Source organism: Pseudomonas sp. NY15437, assembly GCF_048068435.1.
In the GTDB taxonomy this organism is placed as follows: domain Bacteria; phylum Pseudomonadota; class Gammaproteobacteria; order Pseudomonadales; family Pseudomonadaceae; genus Pseudomonas; species Pseudomonas nitroreducens_B.
In genome coordinates this window covers 36,319-52,854 of the sequence record NZ_JBLUQC010000024.1, presented here as the reverse complement: position 1 = coordinate 52,854, position 16,536 = coordinate 36,319, and the positions used below count along the sequence as shown (strand labels likewise).

Here is a 16,536-nt window from a genome sequence, read left to right as displayed (position 1 = left end):
GTGAGGGGCTCTTGTCTCATCAAAACACCGGTTCTACCTCGCCCGCGCAGCCCCCCTGCGTGGGTCTTGCCTCCCCCGGTCGCGGCAGCGCACGGGGGATTTTTTTGCCTGTTGCTTAAGGTCTGCCCGGCAACCAGGCGATTGCCCCTGTAGGAGCGAGCTTGCTCGCGAACCGCTTGGCAGGATGTTCGCGAGCAAATTCGCTCCTACAAAAGGCGGAACACTCAATCGCGATCCGGCGCCCCCAGCGGGAACAGCGGCCGGTGCGGCCGTGCCTCCTCCACCGCGCGGGCGAACGACGGGCGCGCCAGCAGGCGGGAGCGATAGGCGCGCAGGGTCGGGTAGCGGTCGCCGATGGGGTGCGTCCAGTCGGCATAGAACAGCGACGGAGCCGCCGCGCAGTCGGCGAGGCTGAAGCCATCCCCCGCCGCCCAGGTGCGTCCGGCGAGTTCCTCCTCCAGCCAGGCGTAGGCCAGCTCCAACTTGCTCACGGCATGGGCCAGGCCCTCGGCGCGCCGGGTCGCGTCCCCGCTCATGGCCCCCAGCACGGCGTGTTGCACCGGGGTCATCACGTGCAAGTCGAAGAAGCGGTCGAGGAAGCGCACGTCCAGCGCCTTCAGCGGGTCCTCCGGCAGCAGGCGCACCGGGCCGGGATGCTTCAGGAGCAGGTACTCGATGATGATGCTGGTCTCGGCCACGCTGTGTTCGCCGTCCAGCAGCACCGGGAACTTCGCCAGCGGCCACAGGCGCAGCCAGTGCGCGCCGTTCTCCGGCTGATCCGGGCCAAGGCTGCGGAATTCGAAGGGCGTGGCGTTCTCGTAGAGCGCGATCAGCACCTTCTGCGTGTAGGAGGAAAACGGGTGGCCGAACAGGACAAGGGACATGGCGGAATCACCTGAGGCAGACCAAAGTACTCAGCCTAGTCCCGAATGATCGCGCCATGGGCTTATCCGCAGGCCTGTGCCTCGACCGCCTGCGGGCGCGGCGGCGCGAAGCGGCTGGCAAGTACGAGCATCACCAGGCAGACCAGCGCCATGCCGATCCAGGCCGGCGCCAGGCTGGCCATGGACTGCCGCGCCAGCCCCGCCAGCAGCGGGAACAGCGCCGCGATCAGGTAGCCCACACCCTGGACGAAGCCCACCAGCGCGCCGGCTTCGGCGGGGCCATGGGCGCGGTCCATGGCGACGATGAGCGACAGCGGGAACAGCGCCCCGATCCCCAGCCCGAGCCCGACCATGGCCAGCAGCGCCAGCTCCTGTGGCCAGGCGATCAACACGACCAGGCCGCCCAGCAGCAAGGCGATGGCCAGGACCAGCGCCGGACGGCGGTCCGGCAGCCGGTCGATGAAAGCCGAGACCAGCAGGCCGGCGACCACCTCGGTGAGCGTCAATCCGCCAAGCAGCGCGCCGGCCTGCGCCGGCGTCCAACCGAGCGCCGTGTAGTACGGCGGCAGCCACGCGAGCACCAGCACGTAGGCGCCGGTGCCCAGGCCGAAGAACAGCGCCAGCCAGGCGGCGCGCCGGGCAACCCCGGAAAAGGCCGGCGCGCCCGCATTCACGGGCGCGACCTCGTCCGCCGCCCGGGTCCACACCGGCAGCGCCAGGACGGCGGGCAGCGCCCAGAACGCCAGCGCCGGCAGGTCGCCCCAGACGCTCGCCAGCCAAGGCGAGGCCACGCTGGCCAGCACCGCGCCACCCATGATCGCGGTGGAATACGCCCCCATCGCACCTCCCACCCGCGTGCCGAAACGCTGGCGGATGAACACCGGCAGCAGCGCCTGGCAGGCAGCGATGCCCACCCCGGCAAGCACCGCCCCACCCAGCAGCCCCCAAGGCCCCGGCAACAGGCGCAGCCCGCAGGCCAGGGCGATCAGCAGCAGGCCGAACGCTACACCCCGGCGCACCCCCACGTGGTGCAGCAACTGGGCAGCGCTCAGCGCGCCCAGGCCCATCAGCAGCACCGGGAGGCTGGTCAGGAGGCTGGCGAGACTGTCGCTCAGCGTCGCAGAGGCTTGTAGCGAGTCCAGCAGCGGGCCGATGGAGGCCAGCGCCGGGCGCAGGTTGAGGCCTGCCAGCACGACGGCAAGCAGGCAGGCGGCGAGCGAAACGCTTCTGGGCATGGGAATCATCCTTACGGTGCACGCCAGCCCTTGATCGCAAGGACGGCGCAGGCGAATATCTCTACATCAAGACAATTTCAATGTATCTCGACATCAAGATAAAAAGGAAGCCCCATGGACAGAGCCGCGTTCGCTGTCGAGCAATGGCGCCAGCAACTGCCCGAGCTGGACACCGACGGCATGCTCCTGCTCGGCCGCCTTGGCGAAGCCGCGCAGCTGATCGCCCGTGACCACCTCAACCCGCTGTTCGCCGCGTACGGCCTGCAACCGGGCGAGTTCGACGTACTCGCCACCCTGCGCCGCAGCGGCCCGCCCTTCCGTCTCACGCCCACCGTGCTCTACGAAGCGGCGATGATCTCCTCCGGCAGCATGACCAACCGCCTCGACCGCTTGGAGAAGCAAGGGCTGATAGAGCGCATGCCCAACCCCGACGATGGCCGGGGCTCGCTGGTCGGCCTGAGCGAAGCCGGCCTCGCGCTGATCGACGACGCCGTGAGCGCCCACGTCGACAACCAGCGCCAGGTGCTCGCCGGCCTGAGCGCGACGGAGCAGAAGAAGCTCGCCGCCCTGCTGGAAAAGCTCCTCGCCAGCCTGCCCGACACCCCTCGCTGAGCGACCTAGTGCCGCCGGCGCCGAGGGGCGTCTGGGCTCCAGGAACCATCATTGCAGAGCGGCTCTTCGCCAGTATTGCGTCGGCCGGTGATGTCGTTTTTGGCCATGCCCATGGCGATTTCGAGCAACTCGCCGCCCACCCGGTGCCTTAGCTTGGGCCTCGCGTGCAGCGCATGTTGCCGCGTCGTCGTCCCGGCCTCGCCTCAAGGACGAGCAAAGCGAAGGGAACTGCGCCGGGCCGGTGTCAGCCCGCCCTGATAACAATTTCAATAAAAAGGCCGATAGATGAGTGCTCCCAGTGCAAACGGCGCCAATGGCGATCTGGTGCAGGGCTTCAAGCCCCGCCACGTGACCATGCTTTCCATCGCGGGGATCATCGGCGCGGGGCTGTTCGTCGGCTCCGGCCATGCGATCGCCGCCGCCGGTCCCTCCGCCATCGTTGCCTACGCCCTCTCCGGGCTGCTGGTGGTATTGGTGATGCGCATGCTGGGCGAGATGGCCGTGGCCAGCCCGGACACCGGCTCCTTCTCCGCCTATGCCGACCAGGCCATCGGCCGCTGGGCCGGCTTCACCATCGGCTGGCTGTACTGGTGGTTCTGGGTACTGGTGATCCCCATCGAGGCCATCGCCGCCGGGGTCATCCTCAACAACTGGTTCCCGCAGGTCGAAACCTGGGTGTTCGCCCTGTCGATGACCCTGCTGCTCACCGTCACCAACCTGTTCAGCGTCGCCAAGTACGGCGAGTTCGAATTCTGGTTCGCCATGCTCAAAGTGGTCGCCATCATCGCCTTCATCGGCCTGGGCGCGGCCGCGCTGCTGGGGCTGCTGCCGGGGCGCGAGGTCGGCGGCCTGCACCGGCTGATGAGCGAGCACGGCGGCTTCATGCCCAATGGCTGGACGGCCATCTTCAGCGCGCTGATCACCACCCTGTTCAGCTTCATCGGCACCGAGGCGGTGACCATCGCCGCCGCCGAATCCAGCGACCCCAGCCGCAACATCGCCAAGGCCACGCGCTCGGTGATCTGGCGCATCAGCGTGTTCTACCTGCTGTCGATCCTGGTGATCATCTCCGTGGTGCCGTGGAACGATCCGCGCCTGGTGGAGATCGGCTCCTACCAGCGCGCCCTGGAGCTGCTGGACATCCCCAACGCGCAATTGCTGATGGACCTGGTGGTGCTGGTGGCCGTGGCCAGCTGCCTGAACTCCTCGGTGTACATCGCCTCGCGGATGATCTATTCGCTGAGCCGGCGCAACGACGCGCCGGCCTTCATCCAGCGCACGTCCGCCGCCGGCGTGCCGCGCGCGGCGGTGATCGCCAGCACGCTGATCGGGGTATTCACCACCCTGCTCAACTTCTTCGCACCGGGGCGGCTGTTCGACTTCCTGCTGGCCAGCTCCGGCTCCATCGCCCTGCTGGTCTACCTCGCCATCGCCGTATCGCAGCTGCGCATGCGCGGCATCCTGCGCCGGCGCAACCATGAGCTGGTGTTCCGCATGTGGCTGTTCCCCTGGCTCACCTGGCTGGTCATCGCGATCATCAGTTTCATCCTGGTGGTGATGTTCATCATGCCGACGCACCGCGTGGAGGTGAGTTCGACCCTGGCGCTGACGGTGATCATCATCCTGCTCAGCCAGACCGGCCGACGCACGACGCTCCACGCCCAGGCCAGTATCGGCCGCCGCGCCGTGCGCAGCTGAGCCAACCGCCCCACCAACAGAGGAGGTGCCGATTGGTCGAACGCCGGCAGTTCAGCGGAGCTATGCAGGGCCGCAACCTGCGCTATCTCGACAGCGACTCGAAGGAGCCCACCCGCCTCGCGCGGGTGGGCTTCCTGCTGCTGGAACACTTCTCCCTGCCGGCGTTCACCCAGGCGCTGGACACCCTGGTCACCGCCAACCTGATCCGCGCGCAGACCTTCGCCACGCAGACCTTCAGCCTCGACGGCGAATCCGTCACCAGCGACCTCGGCCTGGTGATCTGCCCCGGCGCGGCGCTGAACGCCGCGCAGCTCGTCGAGCTGGACCTGCTGGTCGTCTGCGGCGGCCTGCGCACGCCGCTGCGGGCGATCCCCGACCTGACGCGCCTGCTGCAGGCCGCCGCCGACAAGGGCATCGCCCTGGCCGGCCTGTGGAACGGCGCCTGGTTCCTCGGCCAGGCCGGCCTGCTGGACGGCTACCGCTGCGCCATCCACCCGGAAAACCGCGCGGCGCTGGCGGAGATCGCCCGGCACAGCGAGGTGACCAGCGAGAGCTACCAGGTCGATCGCGACCGACTCACCGCCGCCAGCCCCACGGGCGCCTTCAACCTGGTGCTGGAGTGGATCAACGCGCGCCACGGCCGCGAGCTGGTGGACGCCATCGTCGATATCCTCGCCTTCGAGGAGTCGCGCTTCCGCCGCACCCGCCCGGCGCTGCACGAGAAGCTCAGCGAGCCGCTGCGCGAGGCGATCAACCTGATGAGCGCGAATATCGAAGAACCGCTGAGCCAGGACCAGTTGTCCCGCTACGTCGGACGCTCCAAGCGACAGATCGAGCGCTTGTTCCAGGAACAACTGGGCACCACCCCGGTGCGCTATTACCTGGAGCTGCGCATCACCGAGAGCCGCCGCCTGCTGCAGCATTCCAGCCTGCCCATGTACGAAGTCGGGCTGGCCTGCGGCTTCGTCTCGCCCAGCCACTTCAGCAAGTGCTACACGTCCTTCTATGGCTATTCGCCGTCGAAGGAAGCGCGCTTTGGTTGCGTGAAAGCGCAGCGCACCGTGTAGGACGGGCGTTGGGCTGTTCGCGAGCAAGCTCGCTCCTACGAAGAGCCCGCCATCCACTCCATTCCCACTCCGGCTCTGGCTCTGAAGACTTCCAGCGAAATTTCCGCGCACTCCGGATGGCCCCGTTCAGGAGGCCTCGTTGAAGCGAAGTTTCAGGGGTTGAGCGACATGGATGTCGCGAGAGCCGCGATGGGCCAGGGATGACCCTTCGTGGGGGGTCGCCTAGGTCGGGCCCCTGAAACTGCGCTTCAACGAGGGGATTTTTCGCCTAGGCGAAAAACCGGATGATTGGGGCAAGACCTTTGCCCACTTTGGGTGGGGCGGCCATCCGTCGACCGCCAAAGTGGGTCGCCCGAGGGGGCGAAACGGGAAGTCCATGCGCACGCCGAAGCGGCGCAGAAACACCCAAACTGAAGCAGCACACCGGGAGGATTAGCGCGCAGGCCAGCGCCGGCTCTGCCGACGGATCGCGGGCATGGCCCGCTCCTACAGGGGAGCGCCAGTGCCACCGGTGAATACCAGGCTGGTTCGCGAGCCAGCAATGCATCGGACCATCGACAACGCGGTCCCCACACTTTGCGACCATAAAAAACCGCGCCCGAGGGCGCGGTTCTTCATCGAGCGTGAGCCATCAGCCCAGCGGCGGCGTCAGCGGGGGCACCTGGCGCTTGGAGCCGGTCGCCTCGAAGGCGGCGGCGAAGCGCAGCAGCGCCGAGTCGTCATAGGCGCGGCCGGCGAAGGTCAGGCCTACCGGCATGCCGATGTCCGCCATCACGCCCATCGGCACGGTAACGGTCGGCACGCCCAGGTGACGGATCGCCAGGTTGCCGTTGGCGACCCAGATACCGTTGCTCCAGGCGATGTCGGCCGATTCCGGGTTGACGTCGGCGTCCGCCGGGCCGACGTCGGCCACGGTGGGGAACAGCACGGCGTCCAGCTTCAGCTCATCCATCCAGTCTTCCAGGTCGAGCTTGCGGGTCTTTTCCAGGCCACGCAGGCCGTCGGGCAGGGTCTCGATCTGGTCCCAGGTCTTCAGGCCGCGCTTGGCCATGTTGACGTACTCGTCCATGCCCGCGCAGAGGTCGTCCTCGCGGTTGGGCAGCGTGCCCGGGTCGTGGGGGAAGATCTTCGGCCCATCGACGTCGGCCAGCTTGTTCAGCTTGGGATCGCCGTTGGCCCGGAGGAAATCGTCGAAGCCCCAGCCGGACAGCTCCCACAGCTCATCGTGGAGGAATTCCGGCGAAACGATGCCGCGGTTGTACACCGTCGGCGCGCCCGGACGGTCGCCCTCGCAGTTGGAAACCAGCGGGAAGTCCACTTCGATGACTTCGGCGCCGGCCGCTTCCAGGGCCTTGCGCGCCTGCTCCCAGAGGTCGATGACCGAGGCGCGGGTGTGGATGCGCTGGCCGGTCGGGCCGCCGATGCCAGGCTTCTCGCTGGTGCCGGCCAGCTCGTCCTTGTTGATGTACATGCGCGGCACGCCCAGGCGCTTGCCCTTGAGCGCTTCCGGGCCTGTAGCCAGGTCCAGGTAGGACGCCGGGCGCACCTCGGAAACGGCGGGAATCGGCACCCACGGCTGCAGGCGCCACAGATCGCCGCGTTTGTCGGGGTCTTCGGCAACCACCACGTCGAGCACTTCCAGCAGGTCGGCCATGGTGCGCGCATAGGGCACCACCACGTCCATGGTCGGGGTCAGCGGCCAGTTGCCGCGCACGGAAATCACGCCACGGGACGGCGTGTAGGCGCACAGGCCGTTGTTCGAGGCCGGGCCGCGACCGCTGGACCAGGTCTCTTCCGCCAAGCCGAAGGCCGAGAAGCTCGCCGCGGTCGCGGTGCCGGCGCCGTTGGAGGAGCCGGACGCGAACGGCGCGGTGAGGAATTTCGGGTTGTACGGGCTTTCCGCACGGCCGTAGACGCCGCGCTGCATGCCGCCGTTGGCCATGGGCGGCATGTTGGTCTTGCCCAGGCAGATGGCACCGGCAGCGCGCAGGCGCTCGATGGTGAAGGCATCGCGGTAGGCGATCAGGTCCTTGAAGGCCGGGCTGCCGGAGGCGGCGGTCAGGCCCTTGACCAGGTAGCTGTCCTTGGCGGTGTAGGGGATGCCATCCAGCGGGCCGAGGGTCTCGCCACGGGCGCGGCGGGCATCGGAGGCTTCGGCTTCCTTCAGGGCCTCGGGGTTGCGCACGACCACGGCGTTGAGCTTGGTCGGGCCATCGTAGGCGTCGATGCGCGCGAGGTAGGCCTTGACCAGCTCGACCGCGGTGGTGCGGCCCGACTCGAGGGCTTCACGCAGCTGCGCAATGGAAACTTCGGTTACCTCGATCATGCTGTCACCGTCGGCTGGAGGTTGGTGGGAAGGGGCAGGTCTGCGTCGCGACGGACCCAGACGGCGCAAGTCGGAAAGTGCGTGTTCATCTCGATTCTCTTGTACTTCTGTTACGCGACGGGAGTGAGTGTACCGTCGGCCGGCGGCTTCGTTCAGCGCCCGGCGGACAAACCGGGTGCGCAGGATGGGCAACGAAAGGCGAAGACAGCCGCCAGGGCGCACACACTGGCATGCCCGATCAGAATACACAACAGTCGTAAATTAAAAAAAACGCCCGTCGAGTGGGGGCTCGGCGGGCGATACAGGGGCGCCGGGGGGAGCGCCCTGGGAGAGTGATTCAGCGAGAGCCCGATGGCAGACGCTGACGCAGGCTATTCGCCGCCTGCCGGCGCTGGGCAGGTCGCTGGGGGGAGCGACCCGCTCGAAGCCGATTCAACTGTGTTGCGCGCACTGGTAGGCGGCGTCCAGCAACTCGCCCTTGTCGTGCCACGCGCTGCGCTGGTAGGCGCTGAAATGATTGCCGCCGGCGATCGGGGTCACCTCGACGATGCCGCTGGCCTGCAGCGGGTCGGCGCTGCCGGTGAGCAATTGGCGGGTGCCGCCGCTCTCGCTGACGAAGGTGGCAGTGCCGGGCGTCAGCCTGCCGTCGACGCAGCTCAGGTAGACGCTGCTGTCCTGGGCCGTGCTGCCGCCCAGGCTGTCCCAGCTCAGCCGGGTTTCCGAGGTCGCCGCGCAACCGGTCAGGCCGGCCACGGCAAGCACCAGCGAACCCAGGGCAGCGCGGATGATCAGGCGATTGGGTATGAGGTGCACGGTGTTCATCGATTCTGTCCCTTGCTCGGTTCGACCAGCTCGTGGGACAGATATTCAGGCCCGCGCGGCCCGCACTCCACTCGATTGTGTCGATAGTGAAGCTCGACGGTATCGATGGTTGTACCGCCGCTCAGGGCCGCCTCGCAGGAAAGTCGAACCCTCCCCGCCTCGCCGGGTCGCACGTCAGGAAGGCCCTCAATCGCCTTCCATCCCGACGAGGAGAACACGCCATGAGCTACGACTGGGACCTGATCGAACGCCTGCTGCTGCGCGCGCAGGATTGCGCCGACGAACCCTACAAGGCCCGCGAGTGCGGCGAGGAAGTGGCCGAGCAGCACCGGCTGCAGGGCGAGCCGGTGGAAGGCAGCGTGGACCACCTGAAAAAGGTCGCCGGCGACCTGGAGGGCGACCTCTACGCCAACGGCTATATCCAGGAACGCCCGCGCGAACATGGTGGCACCGGCAACAACTTCGAGCTGACCGAGCGCGGCACCGAGCTGCTCACCCTGATCAGCCGCAGCTTCCCGGACCACCTGGTGTTCCGCCAACTGCTCGACGAACAGGGTGAAGCCGCCCTGCTGCCGGAAACCTTCGACCAGCTGGCCGAACGCGCCACCCGCGATCGGGTCGACGACCGGCCGGAGCGCTGACGCGTCAGGCGGCGGGCAGCTCCATCACCATCTCGTGCCACGCCATGCCGCCGTGGTCGGACGCCGACGGCTGCACGTAGCGGTAGCCGAAGCGCTCGTAAAGCGGCACATGGCGGTCCTTGCACATCAGGTGGATGGTGCGCTTGCCCAGGCCGCTCATGCGCTGGATGAAGGCGCGCATCAGCCGGGTCGAATACCCCTTGCCCTGCTGCGCCGGGTCGATCACCACCGACATGATCACCACGTTGGGCGCCGCCGGGTCGTGGCCGACGAGTTCCTTGAACGCCTCGTCGGACATCACCACCTCATGGGCGCAGCCGCCGTTGATGAAGCCGATGATCTCGCCGCCCAGCTCCATGATCAGGAAGCCCTCGGGATACTGGGCGATACGCGTGGCGATTTTTTCCCGCGTGGCGGCCTCGTCGCCCTCGTAGGCAGTGGTTTCGATCTCGAAGCAGCGGTCGGTATCGGCGGGGGTGGCGGTGCGGAAGGTGGGAGTCGTCATGGGGTATTCCTGGCGATGCAAAACAAGGCGGCATGGTAAAGAAACCCGGCCGCCCCGTCTCGCCGCCCTGCCCCGTGCCCTCAACCCTGCGGCAGGCGCGCGATCACCTTGATCTCGAAGTCGAAGCCGTACAGCCACGTCACTCCCACCGCTGTCACCGTGGGATAGGGCGCAGCGCCCCAGTAATCGGCGGCTACCTGCCAGGCTCGCTCGAAGTTTGCCTGGGGGTCGACCATGAACAGCGTCACATCCATCACGTCCTCGAAGCTGCAGCCGGCGGCGGCGAGGATCGCGTTGAGGTTGTCGAAGGCCCGCCGGACCTGGGCCTCGAGGCCGGGTTCGGGCGAACCATCCTCGCGACTGCCAACCTGGCCGGAGACGAACAACAGGCCGTTGCTGCGGACCGCCGGGGAATAGCGGTTGCGTTCATAAAGGGCCTGGCGGCCAGCGGGGAAAACCACGTCACGAGTCGGCATGGACTTGCTCCATCAGGGGGGCCGCAGCCCCGATTCAACGATGGAGGCAGGTTAAGGCGCACGGGCTTCGCGATAATCTGGCAACACGCTTCAGCATTGTTTGTAGAATCCAAACAATCTGCCCTCCACCCGCCAGCCAGCCGGAGCCGCCATGGACCGTTTCGATGCGATGCAAGCCTTCGCCCGCGTGGTGGAAACCGGCAGCTTCACCAAGGCCGCCGACACCCTGCACATGAGCCGCACCAGCGTGACCCAGCTGATTCAGCAGTTGGAAGCGCGGCTGCGCGTGCGCCTGCTCAACCGCACCACCCGCAAGCTCAACCTCACCGCCGATGGCGCCGCCTACTACGAACGCGTGGTGCGCCTGCTGGCGGACATGGACGACGCCGAGACCAGCCTTTCCAGCGCGGCCGCCGCGCCACGCGGGCGGCTGCGGGTGGACGTGCCTACGCCGCTGGCGCGCCTGCTGCTGATCCCCGCCCTGCCCGACTTCAATGAGCGCTACCCGGACATCCACATTGATTTGGGCGTCAGCGACCGCATGGTCGACCTGATCGACGAGAACGTGGACTGCGTGGTGCGCGGCGGCGAGCTCACCGACCAGTCGCTGATGGCGCGCAAGGTCGGCGACCTGCCGCTGGGCGTCTTCGCGGCGCCCGGCTACCTGCAGCGCGCCGGAGTGCCCCGGCATCCGCGCGACCTGGAGAACGGCCAGCAACGCATCGTCGGCTACCTCTGGGCGCGCACCGGCAAGCCGCTGTCCTATGCCCTGCAAAAAGGCGGCGAGACCGTGCAGGTCCATGGCCGCCCGGCGCTGACGGTCGACGACGGCAACGCCTACCTGGCCGCCGGTATCGCCGGCATGGGCGTGCTCTGGCTGCCGCGCTACATGGCCGAGGAGGCCCTGGCCCGCGGCGAGCTGGTGGAGCTGTTCGCCGACTGGAGCATGGACAGCATGCCCCTCTACCTCGCCTTCCCGCCCAACCGCCACGTCAGCGCCAAGCTGCGGGTCTTCATCGACTGGATCGTCGAGCTGATGGCGCAGCATGCGCCGGTAGCCGGAGCACCTTCGTAATCGGGGCGTGGCCCGACGCTGAGCAACGGCACGCCAGGCTCAAGCGCCCGGCCCGACCAGCAAGGTCGCAGTCCTTGCCCCCGGCATCATTGCCAGCAAGCCGGCAACCAGCTGATCGCCCGCTTCGCGCAAGGCTTCCAGCGGCATCTCCGGCAGGCTTTCGAGGATGAACCACATCTGCTGCGCCTCGGCGTCCAGGCGGGTGCGCACGCCCTGGCGCCAGTTCCAGCGGCGGCAGGTGACGCCCAGGTCGTCGCGCCAGATGACTTCGCCGGGGTCGGGGGATTCGTGGGCCGGTGCGCCGTCCTTCAGGGTGTCGAAGGTCTCGCTGCCCTCGGCGATCACCAGGCGTGGGGTGCCGGCGTAGGCGGCGAGGTTTTCCCCGCCCACCGGGATGGCGAACTGCACGCTGATGGCGTTGTACAGGTCCACCACCGGATCGATGCTCGGCAGGCCGCCGTCGCGCCGCACGCGCTTGCGCAGCGCTTCCGCCGAGCAGGGGGTGCGCTGTGGTTTGGCGCCGAAGCGGCGGAACGCCTCGGCCCAGGCGGCCAGGTGCGCATCACCCCACGCCGGCTCGCCCGCCGCCAGGGACGCGCAGGCGCGCTGCAAGGCCTGCTCCGCCACCTCGGGATGAAGAATCGGCGAGGCCTCCACAGTGATGCTCAGGGCACGAAAGCCGGGAGCGAGGGTAGCGATGGCGGGGGCGATCTGCGGTGTGACGGGTTGCATGACGAAATCCTTGGGGTAAGGCGGAAACGAGACTGAACGGTGGGGCGAATCGCCCGCCTCAGCGGCGGACGAAATTGCGCCTGTTGTAGTCGCCCCAGGCGACGGACAGGGTTTTCAGCACGTGCAGCAAAGCGGTCCATCTGGACGTCATGGGAATGGCTCCGGGAACAGTGGGAACTGGCGCGAACAGCGCGCTCGACCCGCACAGTTCTACCGGCATGGCGACGTCGCTGCCATGAATTCCCCGAATGAACAATTAGCCCTGCTTATGCAGAACGCCGAAAATCAGCACCGCTGATCCCGCCAGGCTTTAGCTGAACTGAACTGTCGGGCCGCAGAAATCGTGCATTGAAGTGCGCCCTCGCCAGCAGTGAGATGGACCGGCGGAAAACCCGCCCCCGACAACAACGAGAACGAGGTTCGCGCCCCATGCGCATGCTGATCAAAGCCCTGGCCGTGGCTTCCACTACCCTCCTCGGCGCGCCCATCGCGGTGACCGCCGCCGAAGCCTCCACGGCTGAAAAGCCGGCCTTCGTGGTCCACAAGCTCACGGATTTCCTCTACGCCATCGGCGAGCCGAACTACTACCAGAAGAACTATTCGTACCTGCTGGTGGGCTCGCATCAGGCGCTGATGTTCGATTCCGGCGCCAACCAGACGGAAGACATCACACAGGTCGCCCGCCGGATCACCGACAAGCCGCTGTCGGTACTGCCCTCGCACCTGCACTTCGACCACCTCGGCGGGCTGCACAACTTCCAGAGCATCTACCTGCTCGATACCCCCTTCACGGCAAAATTCCGCCGCGCCGACGGCCTCTACCAGGTGCCCGAGCCGGTCCACCTGGGCAGCATCGACCATATGACCCTGGCGCCCTTCCGAGTCTCGCGCCTGGTGAAGCCCGACGAGGTGATCGACCTGGGCGGCCTCAAGCTGCGCCTGCTGAGCATGCCCGGCCACACGCCGGACGAAGTCGCGCTGTTCGATGAGGCCCACAACATCCTGCTCTCCGGCGACCACCTCTACCCGTCCTGGCTGCTGGCGGGGAACCTCGCGGACTACGTGGCTTCGCTGGATTCCACGCTGAAGGTGATCAATCCGCAGACCACCCTCTATGGCGCCCACGCGGACGAAGACCCGGGCAAGGTGCCGGCCATGACCTACGCCGATGTCGTCGCGGTGCGCGACAAGATGCAGCAGATCCAGGCCGGCCGCGCCAAGGGCGAAGCCTTCAGCGACCCGGAGCTGATCAGGAGCTCGGCGCTGTACAAGGTGGAGAAGAACATCAGCATTCTCACCGACATCCAGTTCACGGACGGTCGGGGGTATGGATACTGAGGCCACGCCGACGCCTGGCACGGAGTCACTAGATCCTTGCAGGAGCGAGCGTGCTCGCGAACAACGGCCGATCGTTCTGCACTGGCGCGCCAGGTTGATTCTGGTTCGCGAGCAAGCTCGCTCCTACAGGCTCATGCCGAGCCCGTCGCCCCCTGCTCGCCTATCGACAGCAACCACTCGATGAACGCCCGGACCTCCGGGCGTTCGCGTTTCACCTCGGGGCAGACGACGTAGTAGTTGTGCACCGCCGCCACGGAGATCGGCAACGGGCGTACCAGCCGGCCTTCGTCGAGGTCGCGCCGTGACACCGCCTCATCGCTGAGCGCCACGCCGAAACCGTCGCGCGCCGCCTGCAGGACCATGCCGAAATCCTCGAAATGGATGTCCTCGGCGCCGCCCCGACTGTACCCAGCCTCCGCCAGCCATTGCTGCCACTGGCTGCCGTCGTCCTCGTGCAGCAGCCGGTGCCGCGCCAGGTCGGTGGCCTCGACGATGGCCAGCGGCCCGCGCAGGTATTGCGGACTGCACACCGGTGTCATGCGGATGCCATGCAGCAGGCGCCACCAGACACCCGGCCATGGCGGATTACCGTAGATCACCGCCACATCGGCGCGGCGCCAGTCCACCTGGGGCATGCCCGGCGCGGTGATCACGCTCACCCGCACCGACCGCGACTGCTCCATGAAGCGCAGCAGCGGCCGGGCCAGCCACTCGACGCCTTCGGCCGGCGGGATCGACAGGCAGATGTCCACCCGGTCCTCGTCCTGCCGGCGTCCCGCCTGCAGCGCCTGGACGGCCCCGGTGATCTCGCCCATGGCGCTCGCCACGCGCTTCTGCAGCTCACGGCCGCTGTCGGTCAGCACCAACTGGCGGCCGCGCTTCTCGAACAGTTCCACGCCCAGGCTGGCCTGCAGCGCCTTCACCTGCTGGCTGACCGCGCCGGTGGTGACGTGCAGTTCGACGGCGGCCGCCGCCAGGCTGCCCAGGCGGGCCACGCTTTCGAACACCTTGAAACTGTGCAGCGGTGGGAGGGCCATCTCTTCTCGAAATCCGCAAAGACCAAGGCGGACGGTTATAGCAGCACTAGCCTGCGCCGGGGAGAAAGACCTGCCCGATGCTTCGCTGGCCCGCAATTTGCGACGGGCTGTGTACAGGCTGTTGCAAAGCCCCTTATCGCGCCTTGCACGCAACCTGCTGGTGCTTTTGGATTCACCTGTGCACACATTTCGTGCAGCGCACGCCGGGTCAGGATTTCATGCAGAACGCCGATTGCAGAGCCTTCAGGCCAGAAAAAGCACATAACCGACCGGTCAGATTCCGGACCATCGGACAGAAACATGTATACAAAACAGTGGAAATCTCCCACGTAGTTTGTCTACAGTGGCCGCACAACAAAAACAAGCGAGTCCTCAGCCATGAATGATCGTTCAGCTGTAGCGTCCGCCGGAGCACGCCCGGAAGACGAGAACCTCGGAATCGGCGCCAACCTGGCGTACGGCCTGCAACACGTTCTGACCATGTACGGCGGGATCGTCGCCGTGCCCCTGATCCTCGGCCAGGCGGCCGGCCTCTCCGGCAGCGAGATCGGCCTGCTGATCGCCGCCTCGCTGTTCGCCGGCGGCCTCGCCACCCTGCTGCAGACCCTCGGCATTCCCTTCTTCGGCTCGCAGATGCCACTGGTGCAGGGCGTATCCTTCGCCGGTGTCGCCACCATGATCGCCATCCTCGGCGGCGGCTACGAGGGCGGCGGCCTCAACGCCGTGCTCGGCGCCGTGATGGCGGCGTCGTTCATCGGCCTGCTGATCACCCCGGTATTCTCGCGCATCACCAAGTTCTTCCCGCCGCTGGTCACCGGCATCGTCATCACCACCATCGGCCTCACGCTGATGCCGGTGGCGGCGCGCTGGGCCATGGGCGGCAACCCCAAGGCGCCGGATTTCGGCAGCATGGCCAACATCGGCCTGGCCGCCCTGACACTGGTGATCGTCCTGCTGCTGAGCAAGCTGGGCAGCGCCTCCATCTCGCGCCTGTCGATCCTGCTGGCGATGGTGATCGGCACGCTGATCGCCGCCGCGCTGGGCATGACCGACTTCTCCCGCGTGGCCGAAGGCCCGATGGTGGCCTTCCCGGCGATCTTCCACTTCGGCATGCCGACCTTCCACATCGCCGCGATCCTGTCGATGCTGATCGTGATCATGGTGACCCTGGTGGAAACCTCGGCGGACATCCTCGCGGTGGGTGAGATCATCGGCACCAAGGTCGATTCCAAGCGCCTGGGCAACGGCCTGCGCGCGGACATGGCATCGAGCATTCTCGCGCCGATCTTCGGCTCCTTCACCCAGAGCGCCTTCGCCCAGAACGTCGGCCTGGTGGCCGTGACCGGCGTGAAGAGCCGCTACGTGGTGGCCACCGGCGGCCTGATCCTGGTGACCCTCGGCCTGCTGCCGGTGATGGGCCGGGTGATCGCCGCGGTGCCCTCCTCGGTGCTCGGCGGCGCCGGCGTGGTGCTGTTCGGCACCGTGGCGGCCAGTGGTATCCGCACGCTGTCCAAAGTGGACTACCGCAACAACATGAACCTGATCATCGTCGCCACGTCCATCGGCTTCGGCATGATCCCGATCGCCGCGCCGAGCTTCTACGAGCACTTCCCCAGCTGGTTCGCCACCATCTTCCATTCCGGCATCAGCTCGGCGGCGATCATGGCCATCGGCCTGAACCTGCTGTTCAACCACTTGAAGACCGGCAACTCGGACCAGCAATCGGTATTCGTCGCCGCCGAGGAGCGCACCCTGCGCTACCGCGACATCGCCGCGCTGAACGAGGGCGACTACTTCCAGAACGGCAAGCTGTTCGACGCCGAGGGCAACGAGGTGCCGGTGATCGTGGACGATCACGAGCACGACGAACACCACGCGCCCGCCGCCCGATCGGTGAAGCGCGCCACGGTGAACAGCAGCGCCTGACGGCCTGTCCGGCGTCCATGAAAAAGGCCCCTTTCGGGGCCTTTTTCATTTTGCGCACATCCCGCTTTGGGTAGGAGCGAGCTTGCTCGCGAACGGCTCTACCGGCAGCACCGGCGCCCGGCGGTTCGCGAGCAAGCTCGCTCCTACAACGGCCAACGCCAC

General features: G+C 67.2%; 15 protein-coding genes. 7 read left to right on the top strand and 8 right to left on the bottom strand.

Going from position 1 to position 16,536, the window contains the following annotated elements; translation table 11 throughout:
- Positions 1-224: 224 nt before the first annotated feature.
- Both ACNFIA_RS30935 and ACNFIA_RS30930 read right to left on the bottom strand, forming a co-directional pair.
- Positions 225-884, bottom strand: a complete 660-nt coding sequence (locus ACNFIA_RS30935; protein ID WP_416790872.1) for a glutathione S-transferase family protein — start codon at positions 882-884, stop codon at positions 225-227.
- A gap of 62 nt (positions 885-946) precedes the next feature.
- Positions 947-2,119 (bottom strand): MFS transporter, encoded by a 1,173-nt coding sequence (locus ACNFIA_RS30930; protein ID WP_416790871.1) that lies wholly within the window; start codon positions 2,117-2,119, stop codon positions 947-949.
- A gap of 114 nt (positions 2,120-2,233) precedes the next feature.
- Here ACNFIA_RS30930 and ACNFIA_RS30925 point away from each other — a divergent pair, with 114 nt between their 5' ends.
- The 3 genes from ACNFIA_RS30925 to ACNFIA_RS30915 all read left to right on the top strand — a co-directional run bounded on the left by ACNFIA_RS30925 (position 2,234) and on the right by ACNFIA_RS30915 (position 5,496).
- A complete protein-coding gene (locus tag ACNFIA_RS30925) occupies positions 2,234-2,731 on the top strand; it encodes a MarR family winged helix-turn-helix transcriptional regulator (RefSeq protein ID WP_416790870.1) in 498 nt (165 codons plus the stop codon).
- Positions 2,732-3,016: 285 nt separating this feature from the next.
- Positions 3,017-4,429, top strand: coding sequence for a GABA permease (gabP, locus tag ACNFIA_RS30920; protein WP_416790869.1), 1,413 nt, complete (start codon positions 3,017-3,019; stop codon positions 4,427-4,429).
- A gap of 62 nt (positions 4,430-4,491) precedes the next feature.
- Positions 4,492-5,496, top strand: coding sequence for a GlxA family transcriptional regulator (locus ACNFIA_RS30915; RefSeq protein WP_416790885.1), 1,005 nt, complete (start codon positions 4,492-4,494; stop codon positions 5,494-5,496).
- Between the two features lie 631 nt (positions 5,497-6,127).
- On the opposite strand, the gene ACNFIA_RS30910 is transcribed toward ACNFIA_RS30915, so the two are convergent.
- Together ACNFIA_RS30910 and ACNFIA_RS30905 are read right to left on the bottom strand one after the other, a co-directional pair.
- Positions 6,128-7,822 (bottom strand): amidase, encoded by a 1,695-nt coding sequence (locus ACNFIA_RS30910; protein ID WP_416790868.1) that lies wholly within the window; start codon positions 7,820-7,822, stop codon positions 6,128-6,130.
- A gap of 432 nt (positions 7,823-8,254) precedes the next feature.
- Positions 8,255-8,644: a hypothetical protein gene (locus tag ACNFIA_RS30905; protein WP_416790867.1), complete on the bottom strand. Its 390-nt coding sequence runs from the start codon at positions 8,642-8,644 to the stop codon at positions 8,255-8,257.
- A gap of 221 nt (positions 8,645-8,865) precedes the next feature.
- Here ACNFIA_RS30905 and ACNFIA_RS30900 point away from each other — a divergent pair, with 221 nt between their 5' ends.
- Entirely contained in the window at positions 8,866-9,285 is a 420-nt protein-coding gene (locus ACNFIA_RS30900) for a transcriptional regulator (protein ID WP_259754326.1), read from the top strand.
- A gap of 4 nt (positions 9,286-9,289) precedes the next feature.
- On the opposite strand, the gene ACNFIA_RS30895 is transcribed toward ACNFIA_RS30900, so the two are convergent.
- Positions 9,290-9,790, bottom strand: coding sequence for a GNAT family N-acetyltransferase (locus tag ACNFIA_RS30895; protein ID WP_416790866.1), 501 nt, complete (start codon positions 9,788-9,790; stop codon positions 9,290-9,292).
- An 80-nt stretch (positions 9,791-9,870) separates the two neighbouring features.
- Positions 9,871-10,266 carry a RidA family protein gene (locus ACNFIA_RS30890; protein WP_259754324.1) on the bottom strand — a complete coding sequence of 132 codons (396 nt, stop codon included), beginning with the start codon at positions 10,264-10,266 and terminating at the stop codon, positions 9,871-9,873.
- A 151-nt stretch (positions 10,267-10,417) separates the two neighbouring features.
- Between ACNFIA_RS30890 and ACNFIA_RS30885 the strand changes: the two genes are divergently transcribed.
- The gene (locus tag ACNFIA_RS30885) at positions 10,418-11,341 is read left to right on the top strand and encodes a LysR family transcriptional regulator (protein ID WP_416790865.1); all 924 of its coding nucleotides are present in this window, start codon (positions 10,418-10,420) and stop codon (positions 11,339-11,341) included.
- Positions 11,342-11,380: 39 nt separating this feature from the next.
- Here ACNFIA_RS30885 and ACNFIA_RS30880 read toward each other — a convergent pair whose 3' ends face one another.
- Positions 11,381-12,073, bottom strand: coding sequence for a B3/4 domain-containing protein (locus ACNFIA_RS30880; RefSeq protein ID WP_416790864.1), 693 nt, complete (start codon positions 12,071-12,073; stop codon positions 11,381-11,383).
- A 429-nt stretch (positions 12,074-12,502) separates the two neighbouring features.
- Here ACNFIA_RS30880 and ACNFIA_RS30875 point away from each other — a divergent pair, with 429 nt between their 5' ends.
- Positions 12,503-13,411: an MBL fold metallo-hydrolase gene (locus ACNFIA_RS30875; RefSeq protein WP_416790863.1), complete on the top strand. Its 909-nt coding sequence runs from the start codon at positions 12,503-12,505 to the stop codon at positions 13,409-13,411.
- Positions 13,412-13,542: 131 nt separating this feature from the next.
- On the opposite strand, the gene ACNFIA_RS30870 is transcribed toward ACNFIA_RS30875, so the two are convergent.
- The gene (locus tag ACNFIA_RS30870; RefSeq protein WP_416790862.1) at positions 13,543-14,448 is read right to left on the bottom strand and encodes a LysR substrate-binding domain-containing protein; all 906 of its coding nucleotides are present in this window, start codon (positions 14,446-14,448) and stop codon (positions 13,543-13,545) included.
- A gap of 378 nt (positions 14,449-14,826) precedes the next feature.
- Between ACNFIA_RS30870 and ACNFIA_RS30865 the strand changes: the two genes are divergently transcribed.
- Positions 14,827-16,374, top strand: coding sequence for a nucleobase:cation symporter-2 family protein (locus ACNFIA_RS30865; RefSeq protein ID WP_259754318.1), 1,548 nt, complete (start codon positions 14,827-14,829; stop codon positions 16,372-16,374).
- Positions 16,375-16,536: the final 162 nt, after the last annotated feature.

What these genes read in the sequence shown, in the direction of transcription:
- ACNFIA_RS30935 (WP_416790872.1), bottom strand. Translation starts at nt 884, where the DNA reads ATGTCCCTTGTCCTGTTCGGCCACCCGTTTTCCTCCTACACGCAGAAG.
- ACNFIA_RS30930 (WP_416790871.1), bottom strand. Translation starts at nt 2,119, where the DNA reads ATGCCCAGAAGCGTTTCGCTCGCCGCCTGCCTGCTTGCCGTCGTGCTG.
- ACNFIA_RS30925 (WP_416790870.1), top strand. Translation starts at nt 2,234, where the DNA reads ATGGACAGAGCCGCGTTCGCTGTCGAGCAATGGCGCCAGCAACTGCCC.
- gabP (WP_416790869.1), top strand. Translation starts at nt 3,017, where the DNA reads ATGAGTGCTCCCAGTGCAAACGGCGCCAATGGCGATCTGGTGCAGGGC.
- ACNFIA_RS30915 (WP_416790885.1), top strand. Translation starts at nt 4,492, where the DNA reads ATGCAGGGCCGCAACCTGCGCTATCTCGACAGCGACTCGAAGGAGCCC.
- ACNFIA_RS30910 (WP_416790868.1), bottom strand. Translation starts at nt 7,822, where the DNA reads ATGATCGAGGTAACCGAAGTTTCCATTGCGCAGCTGCGTGAAGCCCTC.
- ACNFIA_RS30905 (WP_416790867.1), bottom strand. Translation starts at nt 8,644, where the DNA reads ATGAACACCGTGCACCTCATACCCAATCGCCTGATCATCCGCGCTGCC.
- ACNFIA_RS30900 (WP_259754326.1), top strand. Translation starts at nt 8,866, where the DNA reads ATGAGCTACGACTGGGACCTGATCGAACGCCTGCTGCTGCGCGCGCAG.
- ACNFIA_RS30895 (WP_416790866.1), bottom strand. Translation starts at nt 9,790, where the DNA reads ATGACGACTCCCACCTTCCGCACCGCCACCCCCGCCGATACCGACCGC.
- ACNFIA_RS30890 (WP_259754324.1), bottom strand. Translation starts at nt 10,266, where the DNA reads ATGCCGACTCGTGACGTGGTTTTCCCCGCTGGCCGCCAGGCCCTTTAT.
- ACNFIA_RS30885 (WP_416790865.1), top strand. Translation starts at nt 10,418, where the DNA reads ATGGACCGTTTCGATGCGATGCAAGCCTTCGCCCGCGTGGTGGAAACC.
- ACNFIA_RS30880 (WP_416790864.1), bottom strand. Translation starts at nt 12,073, where the DNA reads ATGCAACCCGTCACACCGCAGATCGCCCCCGCCATCGCTACCCTCGCT.
- ACNFIA_RS30875 (WP_416790863.1), top strand. Translation starts at nt 12,503, where the DNA reads ATGCGCATGCTGATCAAAGCCCTGGCCGTGGCTTCCACTACCCTCCTC.
- ACNFIA_RS30870 (WP_416790862.1), bottom strand. Translation starts at nt 14,448, where the DNA reads ATGGCCCTCCCACCGCTGCACAGTTTCAAGGTGTTCGAAAGCGTGGCC.
- ACNFIA_RS30865 (WP_259754318.1), top strand. Translation starts at nt 14,827, where the DNA reads ATGAATGATCGTTCAGCTGTAGCGTCCGCCGGAGCACGCCCGGAAGAC.